16 protein-coding genes are annotated in these 19,650 nt (G+C 40.2%); 12 read left to right on the plus strand and 4 right to left on the minus strand.

Annotated features, from left to right (window positions below; all coding sequences use genetic code 11):
• Positions 1-175 precede the first annotated feature (175 nt).
• The 9 genes from H4J41_RS14585 to pgi all read left to right on the plus strand — a co-directional run bounded on the left by H4J41_RS14585 (position 176) and on the right by pgi (position 10,315).
• Positions 176-1,486 (plus strand): sugar ABC transporter substrate-binding protein, encoded by a 1,311-nt coding sequence (locus tag H4J41_RS14585; protein ID WP_182150456.1) that lies wholly within the window; start codon positions 176-178, stop codon positions 1,484-1,486.
• Between the two features lie 70 nt (positions 1,487-1,556).
• Entirely contained in the window at positions 1,557-2,429 is an 873-nt protein-coding gene (locus H4J41_RS14590; protein ID WP_182135256.1) for a carbohydrate ABC transporter permease, read from the plus strand.
• A 3-nt stretch (positions 2,430-2,432) separates the two neighbouring features.
• A complete protein-coding gene (locus tag H4J41_RS14595; protein ID WP_182135254.1) occupies positions 2,433-3,263 on the plus strand; it encodes a carbohydrate ABC transporter permease in 831 nt (276 codons plus the stop codon).
• 11 nt (positions 3,264-3,274) lie between these two features.
• A complete protein-coding gene (locus tag H4J41_RS14600; protein WP_182135252.1) occupies positions 3,275-4,303 on the plus strand; it encodes an ABC transporter ATP-binding protein in 1,029 nt (342 codons plus the stop codon).
• Between the two features lie 28 nt (positions 4,304-4,331).
• Positions 4,332-5,798, plus strand: a complete 1,467-nt coding sequence (locus H4J41_RS14605) for a mannitol dehydrogenase family protein (protein ID WP_182135250.1) — start codon at positions 4,332-4,334, stop codon at positions 5,796-5,798.
• 22 nt (positions 5,799-5,820) lie between these two features.
• The gene (locus tag H4J41_RS14610; protein ID WP_182135248.1) at positions 5,821-6,531 is read left to right on the plus strand and encodes an HAD family phosphatase; all 711 of its coding nucleotides are present in this window, start codon (positions 5,821-5,823) and stop codon (positions 6,529-6,531) included.
• Between the two features lie 3 nt (positions 6,532-6,534).
• Complete coding sequence (locus tag H4J41_RS14615) at positions 6,535-7,494, plus strand: sugar-binding transcriptional regulator (RefSeq protein ID WP_182135246.1); 960 nt, start codon at positions 6,535-6,537, stop codon at positions 7,492-7,494.
• Positions 7,495-7,610: 116 nt separating this feature from the next.
• Complete coding sequence (locus H4J41_RS14620; RefSeq protein WP_182135244.1) at positions 7,611-8,543, plus strand: carbohydrate kinase; 933 nt, start codon at positions 7,611-7,613, stop codon at positions 8,541-8,543.
• A 125-nt stretch (positions 8,544-8,668) separates the two neighbouring features.
• Entirely contained in the window at positions 8,669-10,315 is a 1,647-nt protein-coding gene (gene pgi / locus H4J41_RS14625) for a glucose-6-phosphate isomerase (protein ID WP_404842445.1), read from the plus strand.
• A gap of 355 nt (positions 10,316-10,670) precedes the next feature.
• On the opposite strand, the gene H4J41_RS14630 is transcribed toward pgi, so the two are convergent.
• The 4 genes from H4J41_RS14630 to H4J41_RS14645 all read right to left on the minus strand — a co-directional run bounded on the left by H4J41_RS14630 (position 10,671) and on the right by H4J41_RS14645 (position 15,802).
• Positions 10,671-12,107: an ATP-binding protein gene (locus tag H4J41_RS14630; RefSeq protein WP_182135241.1), complete on the minus strand. Its 1,437-nt coding sequence runs from the start codon at positions 12,105-12,107 to the stop codon at positions 10,671-10,673.
• 59 nt (positions 12,108-12,166) lie between these two features.
• Complete coding sequence (locus H4J41_RS14635) at positions 12,167-12,715, minus strand: hypothetical protein (RefSeq protein ID WP_182135239.1); 549 nt, start codon at positions 12,713-12,715, stop codon at positions 12,167-12,169.
• Between the two features lie 72 nt (positions 12,716-12,787).
• A complete protein-coding gene (locus H4J41_RS14640) occupies positions 12,788-14,023 on the minus strand; it encodes an ATP-binding protein (RefSeq protein WP_182135236.1) in 1,236 nt (411 codons plus the stop codon).
• 75 nt (positions 14,024-14,098) lie between these two features.
• Positions 14,099-15,802 carry a GGDEF domain-containing response regulator gene (locus H4J41_RS14645; RefSeq protein WP_182135234.1) on the minus strand — a complete coding sequence of 568 codons (1,704 nt, stop codon included), beginning with the start codon at positions 15,800-15,802 and terminating at the stop codon, positions 14,099-14,101.
• 369 nt (positions 15,803-16,171) lie between these two features.
• Here H4J41_RS14645 and H4J41_RS14650 point away from each other — a divergent pair, with 369 nt between their 5' ends.
• From H4J41_RS14650 to H4J41_RS14660, 3 genes are all read left to right on the plus strand, one after another.
• A complete protein-coding gene (locus H4J41_RS14650; RefSeq protein WP_182135233.1) occupies positions 16,172-17,242 on the plus strand; it encodes an ATP-binding protein in 1,071 nt (356 codons plus the stop codon).
• Positions 17,243-17,315: 73 nt separating this feature from the next.
• Complete coding sequence (locus tag H4J41_RS14655) at positions 17,316-17,759, plus strand: response regulator (RefSeq protein WP_182135231.1); 444 nt, start codon at positions 17,316-17,318, stop codon at positions 17,757-17,759.
• A 465-nt stretch (positions 17,760-18,224) separates the two neighbouring features.
• Positions 18,225-19,574: a Na+/H+ antiporter NhaC family protein gene (locus tag H4J41_RS14660; RefSeq protein WP_182135229.1), complete on the plus strand. Its 1,350-nt coding sequence runs from the start codon at positions 18,225-18,227 to the stop codon at positions 19,572-19,574.
• Positions 19,575-19,650: the final 76 nt, after the last annotated feature.

Here is a 19,650-nt window from a genome sequence, read left to right on the forward strand (position 1 = left end):
GCCGGCGTTGTCGGCTAATTAACGCTAGCCATGTTGACCTGGGCTTAAGCCCAAGCGGCATGGCAAGTCTATTTTCTTATAGACTACAATAACTTACAATGACAATTATAATGATAATAAAAGTCTCATTTAACACCTTTGGTGAGACATTAACGTTGAATATGGGGAACACCTGATGAAAAATAAATTAATGATGCTAGCTTGTGGCGTGATGACCATGAGTGCAGCAGCTGCAGCAAAAGAGACGATCACCATCGCCACAGTTAACAATGGTGACATGATCACCATGAAAGAACTCAGCAATGACTTCACCCGCCAAAACCCTGATATCGCCTTAAAGTGGGTGACTTTAGAAGAGAATATCCTTCGTCAACGTGTCACGACTGATGTGGCCACCGGTGGTGGGCAATACGACGTGATGACCATAGGCACATATGAAGTGCCAATTTGGGGCAAACAAGGTTGGTTAACTGAACTTGATAACCTAGGCGCCAGCTATGATGTTGATGATTTATTACCCGCGATAAGAAGTGGCTTAACCGTAGACGAAAAGCTTTTTGCCGCCCCATTTTATGGTGAAAGTTCGATGGTGATGTATCGCACCGACTTGATTGCAAAAGCGGGACTTGAAATGCCTAAAAAGCCAAGTTGGGGCTTTATTCGTCAAGCAGCTAAAGCCATGACAGATAAAGAAGCCGGTGTTTATGGTATCTGTTTACGTGGTAAAGCGGGTTGGGGAGAAAATATGGCCCTAATAACGGCTATGTCTAACTCATTTGGTGCCCGTTGGTTTGACGAAAACTGGCAACCACAATTTGACACTCAAGAATGGCATGACACCTTGCAATACTATGTAGATGTGATGGCAGAGTCTGGTCCTCCGGGCGCATCAGCTAATGGTTTTAATGAAAACTTGGCCTTATTCCAAACGGGTAAATGTGGTATGTGGATTGATGCCACTGTTGCCGGAGCCTTTGTTACTAACGAAAAAGATTCTGCAGTAGCAGACAAGGTTGGCTTTGCTTTAGCCCCGGATAAAGGTTTAGGCAAACGCGGAAACTGGTTGTGGGCTTGGACCTTAGCTATTCCGGCAAGTAGTGAAAAGTCTGCAGCGGCTCAAAAGTTTATTAGCTGGGCGACATCTAAAGACTACTCTGCGCTTGTGGCTAAAAATAAAGGCTGGGCAAAAGTACCACCAGGTACTAGAGCATCATTATATAACAACCCTGAGTACATGAAAGCGGCACCTTTTGCACAAATCACTATAGATTCTATCCAATCGGCTGATCCTGTTAACCCAACCGTTAAACCTGTTCCTTATGTGGGTGTGCAATTTGTTGCTATCCCTGAGTTTCAAGGTATCGGCACGGCAGTTGGACAACAATTTGCGGCGGCACTGACCGGCACCATGACGGTGAAGGAAGCGTTAAAAGCCTCTCAGCGTTTAGTAGACCGTACTATGCGCAAAGCAGGTTATCCAAAATAGAACATTAGTTTTTCTTAGTGGGCAAGTCGTAATGGCTTGTCCAAATTTTTACTTTTAAAAGGTTCTGGTGATGGCGACGTCAAATTCACGAACACTAGCTCGATTAATGTTATTTCCTTCAGTTGTTTTACTGTTGGCTTGGATGTTGGTACCGCTATGCATGACATTGTATTTTTCATTTTTAGATTACAATCTACTTACCCCGGGCAATAATGCCTTCATTGGTTTTTTAAACTATGAATTTTTCCTGACCGATCCGGCATTTTTTGCCTCATTTTTCAATACAATATTACTGGTGGGGGGTGTTTTACTGATCACCCTGGGCGGTGGTATTGGTTTAGCTATTTTGCTCGACCAAGCTATTTGGGGTCGTAACTACGTCCGTATTATGGTCTTAGCGCCCTTCTTTGTTATGCCGACGGTGTCTGCCTTAGTGTGGAAAAATATGCTGATGAACCCGGTGAATGGTTTATTTGCACATTTTGCGACTTGGCTTGGCATGTCGCCGATTGATTTCTTTGCTCAAATACCCTTATTGTCCATCATTATTATTGTCTCGTGGCAGTGGTTACCGTTTGCCGCGCTGATATTACTGACGTCAATTCAATCATTAGATCGAGAGCAACTTGACGCCGCCGATTTAGATGGTGCGGGTCCCTTCAGTAAGTTTTATTACATCGTTTTGCCGCACTTATCGCGCGCTATTACCGCGGTAATTTTAATTGAAACCATCTTCTTACTGTCAATTTTCGCCGAGATATTAGTCACCACCAGCGGTGGTCCAGGCTATGAATCAACCAATATCACCTATCTGATTTACACCCAATCATTATTACAATTTGACGTCGGTGGTGGCTCAGCAGGCGGCATTGTTGCTGTTATTATCGCCAATATAGTTGCTATTTTCTTAATGCGATTAATTGGTAAGAACTTGGAGGATTAAGCAATGTCGATAAAAAATAGTCATAGATCAAAAATTATTTATACCTTTTTAGCTTGGACGATCAGTAGCTTAATATTTTTCCCCATATTATGGACCTTGATCACTAGCTTTAAAACAGAAGCGGAAGCTATCTCTGCTAGCCCAAGTTTATTTATGTTTGACTGGACGCTGGAGAATTATGAAGAGGTATTAGCCCGATCGCCTTACTTTAACCACTTTTGGAATTCTATCGTGATTTCACTGGGCTCAAGTATTTTAGGGCTACTCATTGCTATCCCTGCGGCTTGGTCCATGGCATTTGTACAAACGAAACGCACTAAACATTTATTAATGTGGATGCTTTCAACCAAAATGTTACCGCCGGTGGGTGTGCTTATTCCCATTTACTTGTTGTTTCGTGATTTTGGTTTACTCGATACTAAAGTAGGTTTGGTGATTGTGATGACCTTAATTAACTTACCTATCATGGTGTGGATGCTCTACACCTATTTCAGAGAAATCCCCAGTGAAGTGCTTGAAGCATCACGCATGGATGGGGCCAATATTGCTGAAGAAATTTGGTATGTACTTTTACCTATCGCGTTACCGGGTATAGCATCAACATTATTGTTAACGGTCATTTTAGCGTGGAACGAAGCCTTTTGGACGCTGATTTTAACCGCCGCCGACGCCGCGCCATTAACCGCCTTTATTGCTAGCTATTCAAGCCCCGAAGGTTTGTTTTATGCCAAGTTGTCTGCCGCGTCAATGATGGCGATAGTGCCGATCCTGATATTGGGTTGGTTTAGTCAAAAACAATTAGTGCGTGGATTAAGTTTCGGCGCCGTTAAATAGGAATTTTCAAGATGGGCAGTATTAATTTAAAACAAGTAACAAAAGATTTTGGTGATGTTAGCGTCATTAAACCGATTGATTTAGCCATTAAAGATGGTGAGTTTATTGTTTTTGTGGGGCCGTCAGGCTGTGGTAAATCGACCTTATTAAGAATGATTGCGGGCTTAGAAGACACCACCAGCGGCAACATAGAAATTGATGGCCAAGATGCCACTGATACCCCACCGGCTAAAAGAGGCTTAGCCATGGTGTTTCAATCTTATGCTTTGTACCCTCATATGTCGGTGCGCAACAATATCGCTTTTCCCTTAAAGCGTGCGAAAGTTAGCAAAGCAGAGATTGAGAAAAAAATAGCGAGTGTCACCAAAACATTAAACCTATCTGATTACCTTGACCGTAAACCCGGGCAATTATCTGGCGGTCAACGCCAACGTGTTGCTATTGGTCGTGCCATCGTGCGTCAACCTTCTGCTTTTTTATTCGATGAGCCCTTATCTAATTTAGATGCGTCTTTGCGGGTCAATATGCGTTTAGAGATTTCTGAGCTGCATAAAACCCTTGCCACTACCATGATTTATGTTACCCATGATCAGGTAGAAGCCATGACAATGGCCGATCGTATTGCGGTATTTAATGCCGGCATCATCGAGCAAGTGGGCAGTCCACTTGAGCTTTACAACACGCCAGTGAATAAATTTGTGGCGGGTTTTATTGGCTCACCAAAAATGAACTTTATAGCTGTTGAGCCAACGGCTACCGATGCCACTTGTTGCTTAGGCATAAGACCTGAGCATATCACTATATCAACAACATCAGGTACCTGGCCTGGAAAAGTAGGGGTTATCGAACATCTTGGCTCTGAAACTTTTTTACATGTGCATGTCGAAGGTAAAGCCACCTTTACCGTAAAAGCCGGTGGCGATTGCCCTTATGTTTATGGCGACAATATTTATTTAAGTGCCGTAGAAAACAAGATGCTACATTTTGATGCCGCAGGTATCACTTTGCCTCAACAACACGCTAGCCTTGTTGCTATTTAGCCGGTTGAATACCTAAGAGCAGTTATATATGTCAATTAAGCTAAACAATCAAACCCTAGATACACTGCCAAGTAAGGTTGAAAAACCTCACTATAGTAGAGAATCTTTGTCGCCAGGCATCATTCATATCGGTGTCGGTAATTTTCATCGTGCGCATCAAGCTATGTATATGCACAAATTATTTAACACAGGAACGGCTCACGATTGGGCTATTCGCGGTGCTGGCATTAAGTCATACGATGCGGCGATGCGAGATAAACTTAAGCAACAAGACTGGTTAACAACGGTTGTTGAATTAGATGATAATAACCTGACCGCTCAAGTTACGGCATCGATGATCGATTTTATTGAAAATGACGCCGCCACGTTAATTGCTGCGCTCAGTGAAAGTGAAATTCGCATCGTTTCATTAACCATTACTGAAGGTGGTTACTTTATGGATGACAAAACAGGTGCTTTTAACCTGGCTCATCCAGAAATTCAAGCCGATATTGCCAATATCGACTCACCTTCAACCGTATTTGGTTTAATTATTGCGGCACTTAAAATTCGCCGAGCACAAGAAATAGCCCCTTTTACGGTCATGTCTTGTGACAACATTCCACATAATGGCCGTGTAGTGCAACGTGTGGTTAATGAAATGGCCAATGCGATTGACCCAGAACTAGCCTTGTGGATCAACACTCATGTGACGTTTCCAAACTCGATGGTTGACTGCATTACGCCTGCAACCTCGGCTCAAGAGCGTGAACGTTTAACCACATTGTTTGATATTGAAGACCAAGCGCCGGTTTTTTGTGAACCGTTCAGACAATGGGTATTAGAAGACAACTTTGTCAATGGTCGCCCACCTTTAGAGCAAGTAGGCGTTGAATTTGTTGACGATGTCGCACCATTTGAATTAATGAAATTGCGCATTCTTAATGGCGGTCATGCCGCTATTGCCTACCCTGCCGCGCTGTTAAATATTGCTTTTGTGCATGACGTGATGGCCGATCCCTTGATCAGTAAATACCTTAAAAAGCTGGTCAGTGATGAAATTATCCCAACACTTGCACCGGTACCTGGGGTTAGTTTTGATGATTATTTTGCCATTATCGAAGCTAGATTTGCTAATCCAGAGATACGCGATACTGTGCCTAGGCTTTGCCAAGATGCATCAAACCGCTTACCTAAGTTTATTCTACCCATAATAGCCGCCAATATAGCAAATAATAAAGACGGTAAAGGCCTCGCGCTTGTGGTGGCTTTATGGTGCCGACTTTGTTTTGAAGGCGGTAATGTTGACAGTAACTTTACGCTTGATGATCCACAAGCAACAAGGTTAATAACACAAGCGACTCTAGCCAAAGAAGACCCGTCAGTATTTTTACAAATGAATGATATCTTTGGTAATCTTAGTAATGATGACAACTTTACTAAAAACTTTACCTTTTGGTTGGAAATGCTTTGGGATATCGGTACTCTTGCTACTCTAGAGAAGTATTTAAAATAACCACACAATAGGAAAAACAAAGATGACTGAATCTATGGCTTTATCTCGGCATAACTCGATAAATCTAGTCATCTTTGATTGCGACGGAGTCTTAGTCGATAGTGAAATATTAAGCCAGCGCGTATTACTTAATATGCTTGAAGAAATCGGTGTGGTGGTGTCAGAGGATTATTTTCTTACTCACTTCTTAGGGTTTAATTTTGAGCATGTTACCGCTAAAGTTTTCGCAGATTTCGCGGTTATTTTAACCAGTGAATTTCGCCAGCGTTATCGAGCAGCCTTGATAGAGGTGTTTGCCGCTGAGCTCCAACAGACGGATCATTTGCAGTGGCTATTATCTCAACTTAATGTCGACAGTTGTGTTGCTACCAGTGGCAGTCCAGAGAAAGTAAAACACTCACTGCATTATACCAAACTTGAACAGTATTTTGACGGCCAGGTATTTACGTCCTCTGAAGTAAAAAATGGCAAACCCGCACCAGATTTATTTTTACATGCAGCGAAAAAAATGGGCGTAGCACCGAAAAACTGTTTAGTGATAGAAGATTCTAACGCGGGTATCCGTGCTGCACTCGCAGCCAACATGCATGTCATTAGATATGTTGGCGCTAGTCATTTAAAAAATAAAGATAGCGCTACTCAAATACTTGAGGGTGTTAGTACAATAGGACATTGGAACCAGTTGTTTGAACAGGTACCTTCGCTAAGTTCATCATTTAAAATCGAGAGGTAAACCATGTTAAAGCGATCTAATGCAGAAACAAGAAAGCTAGACGATGCAGCTAAAGCCGGCTGGTTATATTACGTTGCCGGTAATACACAAGAAGAAATCGCCAAAAAGCTTAATGTCTCGCGTCAATCTGCACAACGCATGGTGGCGTTATCGGTTAGCGAAGGCTTGATTAAAGTCAGGCTAGAACATCCAATAGCTAAGTGCATGGATCTTCAAGTAAAGCTCAGAAATCGCTTTGGCTTAAAATCTTGTATTGTGGTGCCAAGTGACGATGGTGTACCGTCATCTACCTTAGGGCTTGCTCAAGCAGGTGCTCAGGAAATAGAAATGCACTTAAAATCATCTGAGCCCAAAGTGATAGCGATGGGAACAGGCCGAGTTTTACGCGCTTGTGTAGAAGAACTCTCCTTATTGAACTGTGAACAACATCAAATAGTGGCGCTATTGGGTAATATGGCTTCTGATGGTTCAGCCTCTTCATACGATGTTGTTATGCGTATGGCTGAACAAATTAACGCTAAGCATTACCCTATGCCATTACCGGTACTACCCAATAGTAAAGAAGAAAAAGAGCAGTTGCACGCGCAACATTATGTCGCTAATAATTTAAAGTTAGCCGCGCAAGCTGATGTTACTTTTGTTGGCGTTGGTAATTTAGCTATTAATTCTCCACTTTATATCGATGGTTTTGTTACCCCAAAAGAACTCAAAGAGTTACAAACCAAAGGTGCTGTCGGTGAGTTAATTAGTTGGATTCTAGATATCAAGGGTAATTTGATTGACTGCTCCGTTAACCAACGGGTTGCTAGTACGCCTTTAAAAATAAACTCTGACAAGGCGGTATATGCTATTGCCGCTGGTGAAGAAAAGGTATTTGCCATACTAGGAGCACTTAGATCTAAGTTAATCAATGGCTTAATCACCAATGAATACACAGCTGAACGCTTATTAAGCATAGATTAAAATCGACGGTATTTATATTCCTGTTCCACCTCACAATGCCGATTTCAGCACATTAACAATTAAAACTAACCTGTTGTGTTTTAACAAACCCGCAACAGGTAAAGAAAGGAATTAACATGACATTTAAAGTAGCTGTTTTCGGTGAAGCGCTTTTTGATATGATCGAGCAAGAAAATGACGATTACCGTCCTTTTATTGGTGGTTCTCCCTATAACGTAGCAAGAAGCTTTTCTAGACAGGGACTTGACTGTAGTTACTTATCACCTATTTCAACTGATATATTTGGCGATAGAATTTTCCAGTCTGCCGTCAAAGAAGGTATCAATATCCCGGTTAATAACCGCTCGATGCAAAAAACCTCGTTAGCGTTAGTGTATAAAGATGAACAAGGTAACCCAGACTACAGCTTGTATCGTAAGTCAGTTGCTGACTTAGATATTAGCGCTGAGCAGCTTTTAGACATGCTGCCAAAAGATTTAGATCTTTTTCATACCGGTTCTTTAGCACTCGTGCCTGAAATGCTTGAGGTATTGATTCCGGTGATGACCGAGCTGAAATCTAGAGGCGTAAAAATTAGTATCGATGTCAATGTCCGTAAAGGTGTTGAAATTGACCACAGTAAATATGTTGCCGCCATTGCACAATTTGTCACCTTTGCCGACATTGTAAAAGTCAGTGATGAAGACTTACAATTGCAAGGTTTAACGGGTGATCCAGAACATCTCGCTAGCGCTATGCTTAAGCAGATGACCAATGGCATGGTGGTACTAACCTTAGGTGAACAGGGTGCCCACTTTATTACCGAAAACCTTAATATTAAGCAAGATGTATTTAAAGCTGTGCCTATGGGCGATACCGTAGGCGCCGGAGATACCTTCTTTTCAGCAATGCTAGCTCAATTACTGCGTGATAATGCGCTAACACCAGCAGCAAAACAGCAAGACTTAGCTTACGCGTTAAAATTTGGCTCTTTGGCGGCGGCGATTAACGTCTCAAAAATAGGTTGCCAACCACCGACTCATCAAGCAGTGCTCAGTAAATTAGATTAGCGTTTTGGCTTGTTAAAGCCAATAGCACTAACATTGAATAGATAACACTGTTGTCGAGAGCAAAAATCATTTTTTGCTCTCGACTCCATTTTTTGAAAAAACTTAAATTTTATTAGAAAGGCTTAATACACATGTTAACTAATTCACTGGCATGGCAAAACTTACAAATTCATTATTTAGACAGCAAAATAATACATTTAAAATCTTTATTTCGTATTGACCCTGAACGCTTTGATAAATTCACCATCACCGCATCAGGATTAACCTTAGATTACTCCAAGAATCATTTGGTACCAGAAACAAAGAACTTGCTTGTTGATTTGGCGAAACAGTGCGGTGTTGATGAAAAAATAGAAAAAATGTTTTCTGGCGCGCCAATAAATACCACTGAGAATCGCCCAGTGTTACATACCGCCCTGCGTAATTTTTCTAATGAACCGGTTTATGTTGATGGCGAGAATATTATGCCCTTGGTTAATGACACCTTAGAAAAAATCAAAGGTTTTGTGAATGATGTTTCATCAGGCGTTACCAAAGGTTATAGCGGCAAGGCTTTTAAAGATATTGTTGCTATTGGTATTGGCGGCTCATTTTTAGGGCCTAAAATTATGTCTGAAGCCTTAAAGCCATATCGTCAAAAACACTTGAATGTACATTATGTCGCCAATGTGGATGGTTGTCATATTCATGATGTGCTGTCGGGTTTAGATCCAGCAACAACCTTGGTGATCACCTCATCAAAAACATTAACCACCCAAGAAACCCTAAGAAATACTGAAACGGCGAAAGAATGGTTTTTAAAACAAGCTAAATTCAGTGATATTCAACATAACTTTGCTTGTGTATCGGCTAATATTGAAGCGGCTAAAAGTTTTGGTATCAGTGAAAAAAATATCTTCCCCATGTGGGATTGGGTCGGTGGACGCTATTCTATTTGGTCAGCCATTGGTTTACCACTTGCTATCGGTATTGGCTTTGATAACTACTTAGCGTTTTTACATGGCGCATTTGAAATGGATGAACATTTTAGACAAGCACCATTTGAAGAAAATATGCCGGTAATTATGGCACTATTAGGTATTTGGTATCGAAATTTCCATGGTGCACAATCGCAAGTATTATTGCCCTACTACCACTATTTACGTGGTTTACCGGCATACATACAACAACTGGATATGGAAAGTAACGGTAAATCGGTCAACTTAGATAATAAAGAAACCAACTACGATACCGGCCCTATTATTTGGGGTAGTGAAGGAACCAATGGACAGCATTCTTTTCATCAGTTAATTCATCAAAGTAAAACGCCCATACCGGTCGACTTTATTCTTCCGCTTAACCCTCATGTTGATATTTCAGATCATCATGACATGTTAATTGCCAACTGTTTGGGACAAAGCCAAGCGTTAATGGAAGGTCAAACTGAAGAACAAGTTATTGCCGCGATGACCAAAGCAAAATGCAGCACCGATGAGATAAGTTACTTATCATCTCATAAAGTCATGAAAGGCAATAAACCCAGTAACACCATCTTAATGCCAAAATTAACCCCGAAAGCTTTAGGTAGCTTAATTGCCCTGTACGAGCATAAAGTATTTGTTCAAGGCGTTATCTGGCAAATAAACTCATTTGATCAATGGGGTGTAGAATTAGGCAAAGCGCTCGGGAATGACATATTTAGTAAGCTGTCAAATATTGATATACCTTTAGATATGGATGGCTCAACTAAAGGGCTGATCAACATTTGTCGAAAAAGACGTACTATTACTTAACGCCATAATACCTTAAATAAATGCTAGAAAGCCTTTAACAACATGAGTTAAAGGCTTTCTAGCATTAAATTTTTTATCTAATAAAAACATTGTGTTAAAGTTTTTTATGTTGAAAGTTAAGGGTTTCATCGAGTACAAAGCTAAGGTGGATCGCGATAGCATGACTCTATTCACCAGAAAACTAGGCGCTAAAGTAAATGTTCAGCAAGATATTACTTAAGTAATTGAAAGAATCTCTTGCCGAACACTTCAAAATCTGCATTGAAATTTAATTTATAATTCAGACGGTTAAGTGCTGCTTGATGATCAAAAACTCATGAGTTGATGCTAATGATCAAAAATCCATGAGACATTTTCAATTTGTATTTGTATTTGTATTTTGCTCAACATTGGGAAATTTAACAGAAACACAACATCCTTCGCCCAGTTGAGATTCAATTAACACCCGCCCCTTGTGCTTATCCATAATTGTTTTCACGATCGTCAAGCCAACCCCACTGCCTTTTGTAGTGGATAATCTTTCAAATAGGTCAAAAATTAATTGGTGATATTTTGGGTCAATACCTATGCCATTGTCCTTGATATGAAGGGTGGTAGCAGACGAAGTTTTTGTGGTAAATATCTCAATAATTAAAGGGCGGGCGGGCTCTAAGTAACGTAGTGCGTTACTCAATAAATTTAATATTACTTCAGAGAGTAAGCGCTCATTCGCACTCACGGGATCTAAATTTTTAGCAACATTGATCCTCGCATTCGCTTCTCCAATCGCTTCTTCTAAAGCAAGACATTGCTGTTCAATCACGACGTTAACATTGACATTAGTGGTGGTAATAGCTTGTTGTACTATACGAGATAAGTCGAGTAAATCGGCTAATAGTAGCTCCATGTTATCAGCATTTTGTATAATACGGTTCAATCGATAGCTTTGCTTTTCTGTCAAGGTATCAACAAGTTCTGCTTGCAACTTTTGGCTAAATGCTGCGATGGTAACTAAAGGTGATTTAAGATCGTGAGACACGGTGTAGATGAACTGCTCCATCTGCTTGTTCTTATTGATTAATTTTTTATTAAGTGTGGTAGCCTGACGTTTTTCTTTTTCCACATCTTGCATCACACTCAATAAAATGGCTTGTGAACGTGCCATATCAATTTCGTGACTTTCCATTTTGACATTGAGCGCCTTACTTAGCTCGAGGGCTGCTTGTTGCTTTTTAAAGAAAAATCGGATTATGGCCACTAAGGTGAGTAACAAGGCAACCATCACCAATAAACCCAACTTAAGGCTTCGATCGAGTAAATCAGACAATTGGCTTGCAAATAAGGCAGAAAGTTTCTGGTATATCGCTTCTATTTCCAAATGAGACGGTTCGTCGTCGTAACTCAAATAACTACCAAGTTCACGCACGTTGGTATTTTTATCAAGTAAACTAGGCAGCAAAGTTAAGCGTTCTCGGTAAGCTGTCAGCATATCTCTAGTCCCTGGCATTTTTAGCTCGCCAAGGATTAACCCACCTTGCAGCTCAATCTTATACAATTGAATGGTGGCTACACGTAAATTTTCCGAAGCTTTGTCGATATAGAGGCTATCTTCAGCGCGCAAAATAGCGTTTTTAAAATTATCGATTAAACCAACGAAGCCAATCTGGCTTTTAAGTTCATTGATCTCTGTATAAATCGCAACGCGCTTTTGATTTAACTCTTTTTGTTTTGACTCATAATCTAGGGCAATTAGCACTTCAAGTGTGATAAAGAACAACAGCAAGGTAGTCAGTACAGCATTTTTGGTATTCATTTATACTCCTGACAATAATGGCTCAGCATAAATAGCTTTAGCATAAGTATTTTTTTTCATTAAACATCGTAGCTCTTTGCTCGATCGAGTTCGCTCATTAGCGCATTCACTTCTTTTTTCAACTCAAGTATCCGATCCTCTCGGTCAAGTGTGACTGAATAAATTGAGCTCATTTGCTTGTTTTTTTGTTTTATCACTTCAAGCTCTGCCATAGCGCTATGATATTTGACTTCCACACCTGGTAATCGGATAAGCTGAGGTAGTTTAGGCGCCAAGACAATCGCGGTTAAAATAGAGGTAAAAGCGGTCAAGGCTTTTATCCAACCTTGATATTCATAAGCGGGATACCAAGTGACATAAATCGCCACAAAATGTGTGGTACCACAAAAGAAAATAAACGCCATAAATAAGGCAAATATGTCTTTGTGTGGCACGCTTTCTTTGCGTTTATACAGCAATATACCGATAATAAGGGTGATCAGATAATACGCAACACCAATGGTGATATCGGCTGTCACGTGGGTCCATAATATGTCAGGTCGCCAAAGGTAACAGTGTCCGTGAGGCATAAAATTGGGGTTAGCGAATTGTTGCAACCATTCGTTCATCTGCATTCCTTTTATGGCTTATTTAATTGATTGTTATTGTTATTGTTATTGTTATTAGTAAAATGATAGTGGTTACGTTTTAGGGAAACGCAGTTCAAAGCAACTACCCTGACCTAATTCAGACACTAAGCTTACCGAGCCATTATGTTTTTCCATGGCGGCTTTAACTAGACTCAAACCAATACCTGTGCCTTGGCCTGGATTAATTTGCTCAAAGACATTAAAAACACGTTTATGATCGCTTTTTGCTATGCCTATGCCATTGTCACTAATAAACAAAGAGACTGAAGCTTCCAACTCTTCGGTATGAATTTTTAATGTTAAATCGCGCTCAGCACTTCGGTACCGAATGGCATTACTTAACAAATTATCAATGCATTGAGACAACAGGGTTTGATTAGCCCCGATGGCGTGCAGCGGCTTGGTTAACACCAATTCGACCTCCACCTCTTTGTACCCTGTTATCAATCTTTGCCAATTTTGCTCAATCAGCGTGGTGAGATCAATCGGCGCTTTGCTTATTTCAGCTTTCATGACTCTTGAAAGCTCTAATAAATTAGTCAACAAATCCCCCATATGAGTTAAATTTTCAAGTATTCTTTGAAAACGATGTTTCTGCTTTTCCGTGGTATGAGCTGATAACTCTTTGGCTAACATACTGGTGAAACCATTGATGGTCACCAAAGGCGATTTCAAATCATGGGATACGGTATAGACAAACTGCTCTAGCTCTTTGTTTTTTACTTCTAAGCTTTTAGTTAATAACAGCGATTGCTCCAATGACCGTGATTGCGCCAAAAGATCATGTTGAATTCGCCCCGCTTTTCTCAGTTCTAATTGCGTAACCACTTGTTGAGCAATAATGATCAACTGCTTTTTTTGTAGTGCGGTCAAGTATGATGGTTTATTGTCGATAACACACAAGGTGCCTAATCGCAGGCCACTAGGTGTTACTAGAGGCGCTCCGGCATAAAAAATCACTTGCGTGGGCCCAGTCACTAAGGGGTTATCATGAAAACGCTGGTCTTTGCGGCTGTCTTGTATTTCAAATAATTCATCATGGTGAATAGCATGCGCGCAAAAAGCAATCTCGCGCGGTGTTTCTTGCGCGTCAAGCCCGTGATGAGACTTAAACCATTGTCGCTTTTCATCAATTAAAGAAATCAAAGCAATGGGTGTACCGCAAACACTAGACGCTAGATCGGTTAGCTGATCATAAGCCTGCTCTGCTAGCGTATCTAAAATGTTATACTCATCCAAAGCGTTTAGACGAGCCAATTCATTATTGGGTATTGCCGCTGATTTCATCTTTTTAGTTCACTCGGTTTAGTATTGACTTGTATGCTTAATATTGCGTCACATGATAAAGCGCCGCTTGGGTGATTAACTTTGTTCAAGTAACTTTGCCTCTAACAAATCCGCTGGCATAGGCCGACCCAGTAAGTAACCTTGTATTTTGTCAATTTTCAACTTATGGCATAAAGCCAACTGACTGTCTGTTTCAATCCCCTCGGCAACAACGGTAAAATTGAGTAATTTCAGCATATGGGTGACCGCTTCCAACAAACATTTTTTAGTGCTGGCATCCGATTCATTTTTCTGTAGTGATTTATCCAGTTTAACAATGTCAATCGGGAAATTGTTCAAATGGGCGATGGAGGAAAATCCCATGCCAAAGTCGTCTAAGGCAATTTTAAAGCCTAGTGATGAAAGCGAATGCAGCGTATCTCGCGTCACCTCGTCATCTTCTAGTAATGCTGTTTCAGTAATTTCTAAGACAATGGTTTCGGGAAAAATACCATGCTCTTCGGTTTTAATTTTAATTTTTTGCGTCAATTGAGCATCCTGCAATTGCAGCGCTGAAATGTTAATTGCCATGGTAAAGTTAGGATCAAAACGCTTTTGCCATGAGGCTAATTCAGTTAAGGCGGCATTAATAACCCACTGTCCTAAGTCATGAATTAAACGTGTTTCCTCTGCAATAGGAATAAACTCATCGGGTGTATAAAATTTTGGTGTATCAGGCCATCTAATCAGCGCTTCGACACCTTGTATTTTTTCGTTATGGGCAGAAAAAACCGGTTGATAGAATAACCTGAACGAAGATTCTCTGAGAATGTCACTGATTTCACTTTGGATTAGGAAGCGACGGTTCAACTCATCCTGATAGTGTGACTGATAAAAGCGTAATGAGTTTTTACCGTTTTGCTTTGCTCGGTACATCGCGATATCAGCACACTTGACCAATTTATGACGGCTATCAGCATCATTAGGATACAAAGCGGCGCCAATACTTACCGTGCAATTGATGCGTTGGCCATCAATGTAGAAAGGTTCTTGCACTGACTTTAAGATGCGATTACCAATCATGTTAACTTCTTCAACCGAATGTATATTCGCCAAGGTGATAGCAAATTCGTCACCACCGAGTCGTGCAAAGCCATCGTTATCTCGGAGATATTTTTTGGCTCGAGCAACCCATTCAACCAATAATTGGTCTCCTGCATCATGACCTAAGGTATCATTAACGTACTTAAAGTTGTCTAAATCCAGCGCTAACATGCCCACTGAGACCTTCAGTCGTTTGCTATTGGCAATCATGAACTTAAGTGTCTCATCAAAATAGTAACGGTTATGCAAGCCAGTTAACTGGTCATTTTCCGCCATGTTTTTTACGGCTAGGTAGCTTTGATGCATTCTTTGTTCCATCTCAAAGCGCTTAGTTGAATGAATAATCGCTTGATGGAGTTTAATATATGAAACATCACTTTTAGGGATAAAGTCTTGCGCACCCGCCTCAATGCAATTAAGCGCGATTGATGAGCCTTGCGCTGCACTGATAACAATGATGGCAGTATTGCCTAAGTTGGGGCGGGAACGTATTTCGATAATCATTTCAATGCCATTAACTTCAGGCATGTGATAATCCAGCAAAATAATGTCGAAGGATTCGGCATCCATCATCGCAAGACCGCTGGCAACAGAGTCGGCGTATTTCACTTCATAATTATTTTGCAAAGACGAGGTTAGCGCTCTTTTAACGATCGCCATATCTATTTCGTCATCATCAACAATTAGTATTTTCATTTTTGATCTCATCCCTGTATGTATATTTGCTTTAAAACCTATTAACAAGGCTATTTAAAACTTTTGCAAAATCAGATCATATTAAGCGTGTATTGAAAGCCTTTTTTTCAAAATTAAAGCTGGGTTTGGCTAAATACGCAAAATATATTCTGATCCATTACGGGTAGTACTTTAGATCGCTCAATGCCTATTTCACACAAATTTTTCGCTGTGATATGTTTAGACATTATCAATATAAGTTGATAATGTCTAAGTATATTTTATATATAAATCGCTTTATATGTGTATATTTTGTATCTGATTTGTAAACACTTTGTGTTTGAATTATGTACAAGGTATTTGGATTAATGACCACGGATAACACTTGATATGAAAGTGATAGTAATAGAAGATAACCCCGATCATTTTGAGATTATTGAAGATACATTTGCGTCTATTACTTCAATACAGGCTCAAGTTGTTCGAGCTGAAACTTTAGCAGCCGGAAAATCACTGTTGTTTTCTGAGCACTTTGATATCTGCTTGTGCGACTTACAGCTTCCTGACTCAACAATAGCACAAACAGTAGAGTGGTTAAGTTCACAAACCCATCCATTGCCTATGGTAACATTGACCTCACTACACAGCATTGAAATAGCCCAAAACTTACTCCATAAGGGCGTGCAAGACTATCTATCTAAAGACGAACTGACCGCACAATTACTCTACAAAACCTGCCAGTATGCTATTGAACGTTTCAGACACCAACAGGAAGCCACTAGATATAATCAAGACATGCAAGTATTCTGTGACAGTTTATCGCACGATTTCAATGGCCACATTAACCGTATTAAAGGTGTCTCCAGAGCATTAAAGTCAGATTTGATGGAAAGAACCAGTTGCACAGCAGATGAATTGCAATGGTTTGATTATCTTGAAACAAGTACCTCAGAAGTACAAAACTTAGTCTCTGACTTGCAAAGTTACTTATCGGTTGGCTATGTAAACCAGAGCTTTGAAACGGTCTGTTTGAAGTTGGTCGTCAAAAAAGTAGTGGCTTCCCTAAAAAGCGCTCTGCAAATTGATTTCGAAGCTAATATGCCAAACGAACTTGCAACCATTTCAGGCAACCCTGCGTTGTTGCAACTGCTGTTCCAAAATCTTATTGCTAACAGCATAAAGTTCAATAATAACCGACCAATTATCGACATAACGATGCAAGATAATGGTAATTATATTGATATTATTTTACAGGATAATGGCATTGGATTTAATCCAATACACGCCCAAAAAATATTCTCGCCGTTTAATCGACTGGCTAATGGTAAGAAGTTTTCAGGCTCTGGCTTAGGCTTAAGTATCGTTAAGCGAATCGTTGCACACCACGATGGCAGTATCGAAGCAGACTCAGTATTAGGCGTAGGTAGTAAATTCACCCTTAAATTCAAAAAAGAAGCATAAAAAGATTAATATTTAACGTATCAACAATGGGCTAATTTATCTTTAAAAAACCCAAACCAACAAGGAGACAAGTGTGGATGATTTTAAACCTATTTCGGCATTAATGGTGGAAGACAATATCGATCATGCAGAGCTGATGATGGATGCTTTCAACGATTTTAATATTAAAAATACCATAGCACATGTCATAGACGGTGAGCAGGCTATTGCCTATCTAAAAAACGCAGCACCTTATGAGAACAGGAGTAAATTTACCCGTCCAGATATTGTTTTTTTAGATATTAGAATGCCCAGACAAGGCGGTATTGAAACGCTAAAAATAATGAAAGCCGATGATGACCTGTGCAGTATTCCGGTTGTGATGATAAGTACCTCAAAAACGGAGCCAGAAATAAAAGAGTGTTATCGTTTAGGTGCTAGTGGCTATATTACTAAACCACTGAAATTCGATGACTTTTCGAAAAAAATGAAGGAATTAAACTACTATTGGGTACTAACATCTGAGTTACCAAAATAAAATATGGGCTGTTGTGATCTTGATTTAACTCGCATCTTGTATCAAGCGAGAAAATAATATCAAGACTTCAGCCATAGTAGATAATCTCTGCTGGCGAAAACCAGTAGGGATTGTTTTACTTATCAAACTACCAAGCAATTCACCTGATGTTCATCGAATGATTTCACTATTTCTCATATGATTTTCTATTCTTAACTGAGCTTTTCCTGAGCTTTAACTAAGCAAGCAGAACTTAAACTTAACCTAAACCTAAACCTAAACCTAAGTTCAGCATAAGCTCAGTAGTATTAGCCCCACAAGTAGTCTCCTTGTGCTAAAGGCAGCTATTGAAAAATAAAAACGAACATCTAGACGTCTAGATTGACAAATGAAATTTACACCATATAATGCTATTCAATATAGACATTCCACCAAATACAGTTATTGTTTAGTTTGAATAAAATAATAACTAAAAAGATCCTATTCATGAGCCATAATATTTCATCTGAACCTACGCCAGCGTCATTGCCCAAAAACAACCCAAAACAAAGTTTAAAAAGCCTGTTACCTTTTGGCGCTTTTCTGGCAATATTTCTGGGTACGGGTATCGTTTTAACACTACAAGGCGTTGACTTTGCCTTCTACCAACTACCCGCCAGCATTGCCATTATTCCAGCCATATTATTAGCTATTTATATGGGTAGAGAGACAGTAAATGAGCAAATTAGCCACTTTATAGCTGGGGCTGGTCATCAAAATATCATTACTATGTGTATTATTTATCTTTTGGCTGGCGCTTTTGCGACTGTGGCTAAAGCAACGGGTAGTGTTGATGCTAGTGTGCAACTAGGGTTATCTTTTTTTCCTGATTACTTTTTACTGCCTGGGCTTTTCTTAGTCGCGGCATTTCTTGCCACCGCCATGGGAACGTCAATGGGCACCATTGCTGCCATAGCGCCAATTGCTTTAGGCTTTATTGAGTCTGCTGATATCGATGCTAGCCTTATTGCTGGCTGTATTATATCTGGGGCTATTTTTGGTGATAATTTATCGATAATTTCTGATACCACGATAGCCTCGACCCGCAGCCAAGGCGCGCACATGAAAGATAAGTTTCGGGTAAACTTTAAGTTTGCTGTGCCTGCCGCATTAATTTGTTTAGCTATTTTAGCCGCCAATGGCGTTGCCTTAAACCACGAGGTTAGCCAAGACCTTGATGTTATCGGTTTCTTGCCTTATATCGTTATTTTGGTATTAGCGCTGTCAGGTGTGAATGTCTTTATGGTGCTCATTATCGGTATTATCTTAGCCGCGGCCATTGGTATGCTCAACAACGGTTATCAATTGGCGAGTTGGGTAAGTGATATCAATAAAGGCTTTGCCAGTATGCAAGATATCTTTATTTTGTCGTTATTTATTGGTGGTCTAAGTGAATTAATTAAACGCCAAGGGGGCTTAAGTGCTCTAACAGCGAGTATTGAAGGCTTAACGCATAAAATTAGCCCAAACAATAAAAAGCGTGCTGCTGGTATTGGTATTGGCGCTTTAGCCTTTTGTTGTAATTTTTTCACTGCAAACAATACTGTCTCTATTATTGTAACCGGTGAAACGGCAAAAGATTTAGCTACTGACGGTGAACTCAGTCCAGCTCATTCAGCCAGTTTATTAGATATTTACGCTTGTATAAACCAAGGTTTATTACCCTACGGTGCTCAAGCTTTATTGCTAGGCGCCACCTTAAAAATATCCCCTTTAGAAGTGGTCGCCAATGCCTACTACCCAATGATTTTATTTGTTGTGGCTAGTTTCGCTTTTTGGCGTATTACGAAAAAATAAGCGACTTGCTCAAGCTAAAAAAACCGCTGCGCTAATAGGGTCAATTAACATGAACAAACATTAGCGTAGCGGCCCT

Source organism: Colwellia sp. MB3u-45 (assembly GCF_014077005.1).
Lineage (GTDB): Bacteria > Pseudomonadota > Gammaproteobacteria > Enterobacterales > Alteromonadaceae > Cognaticolwellia.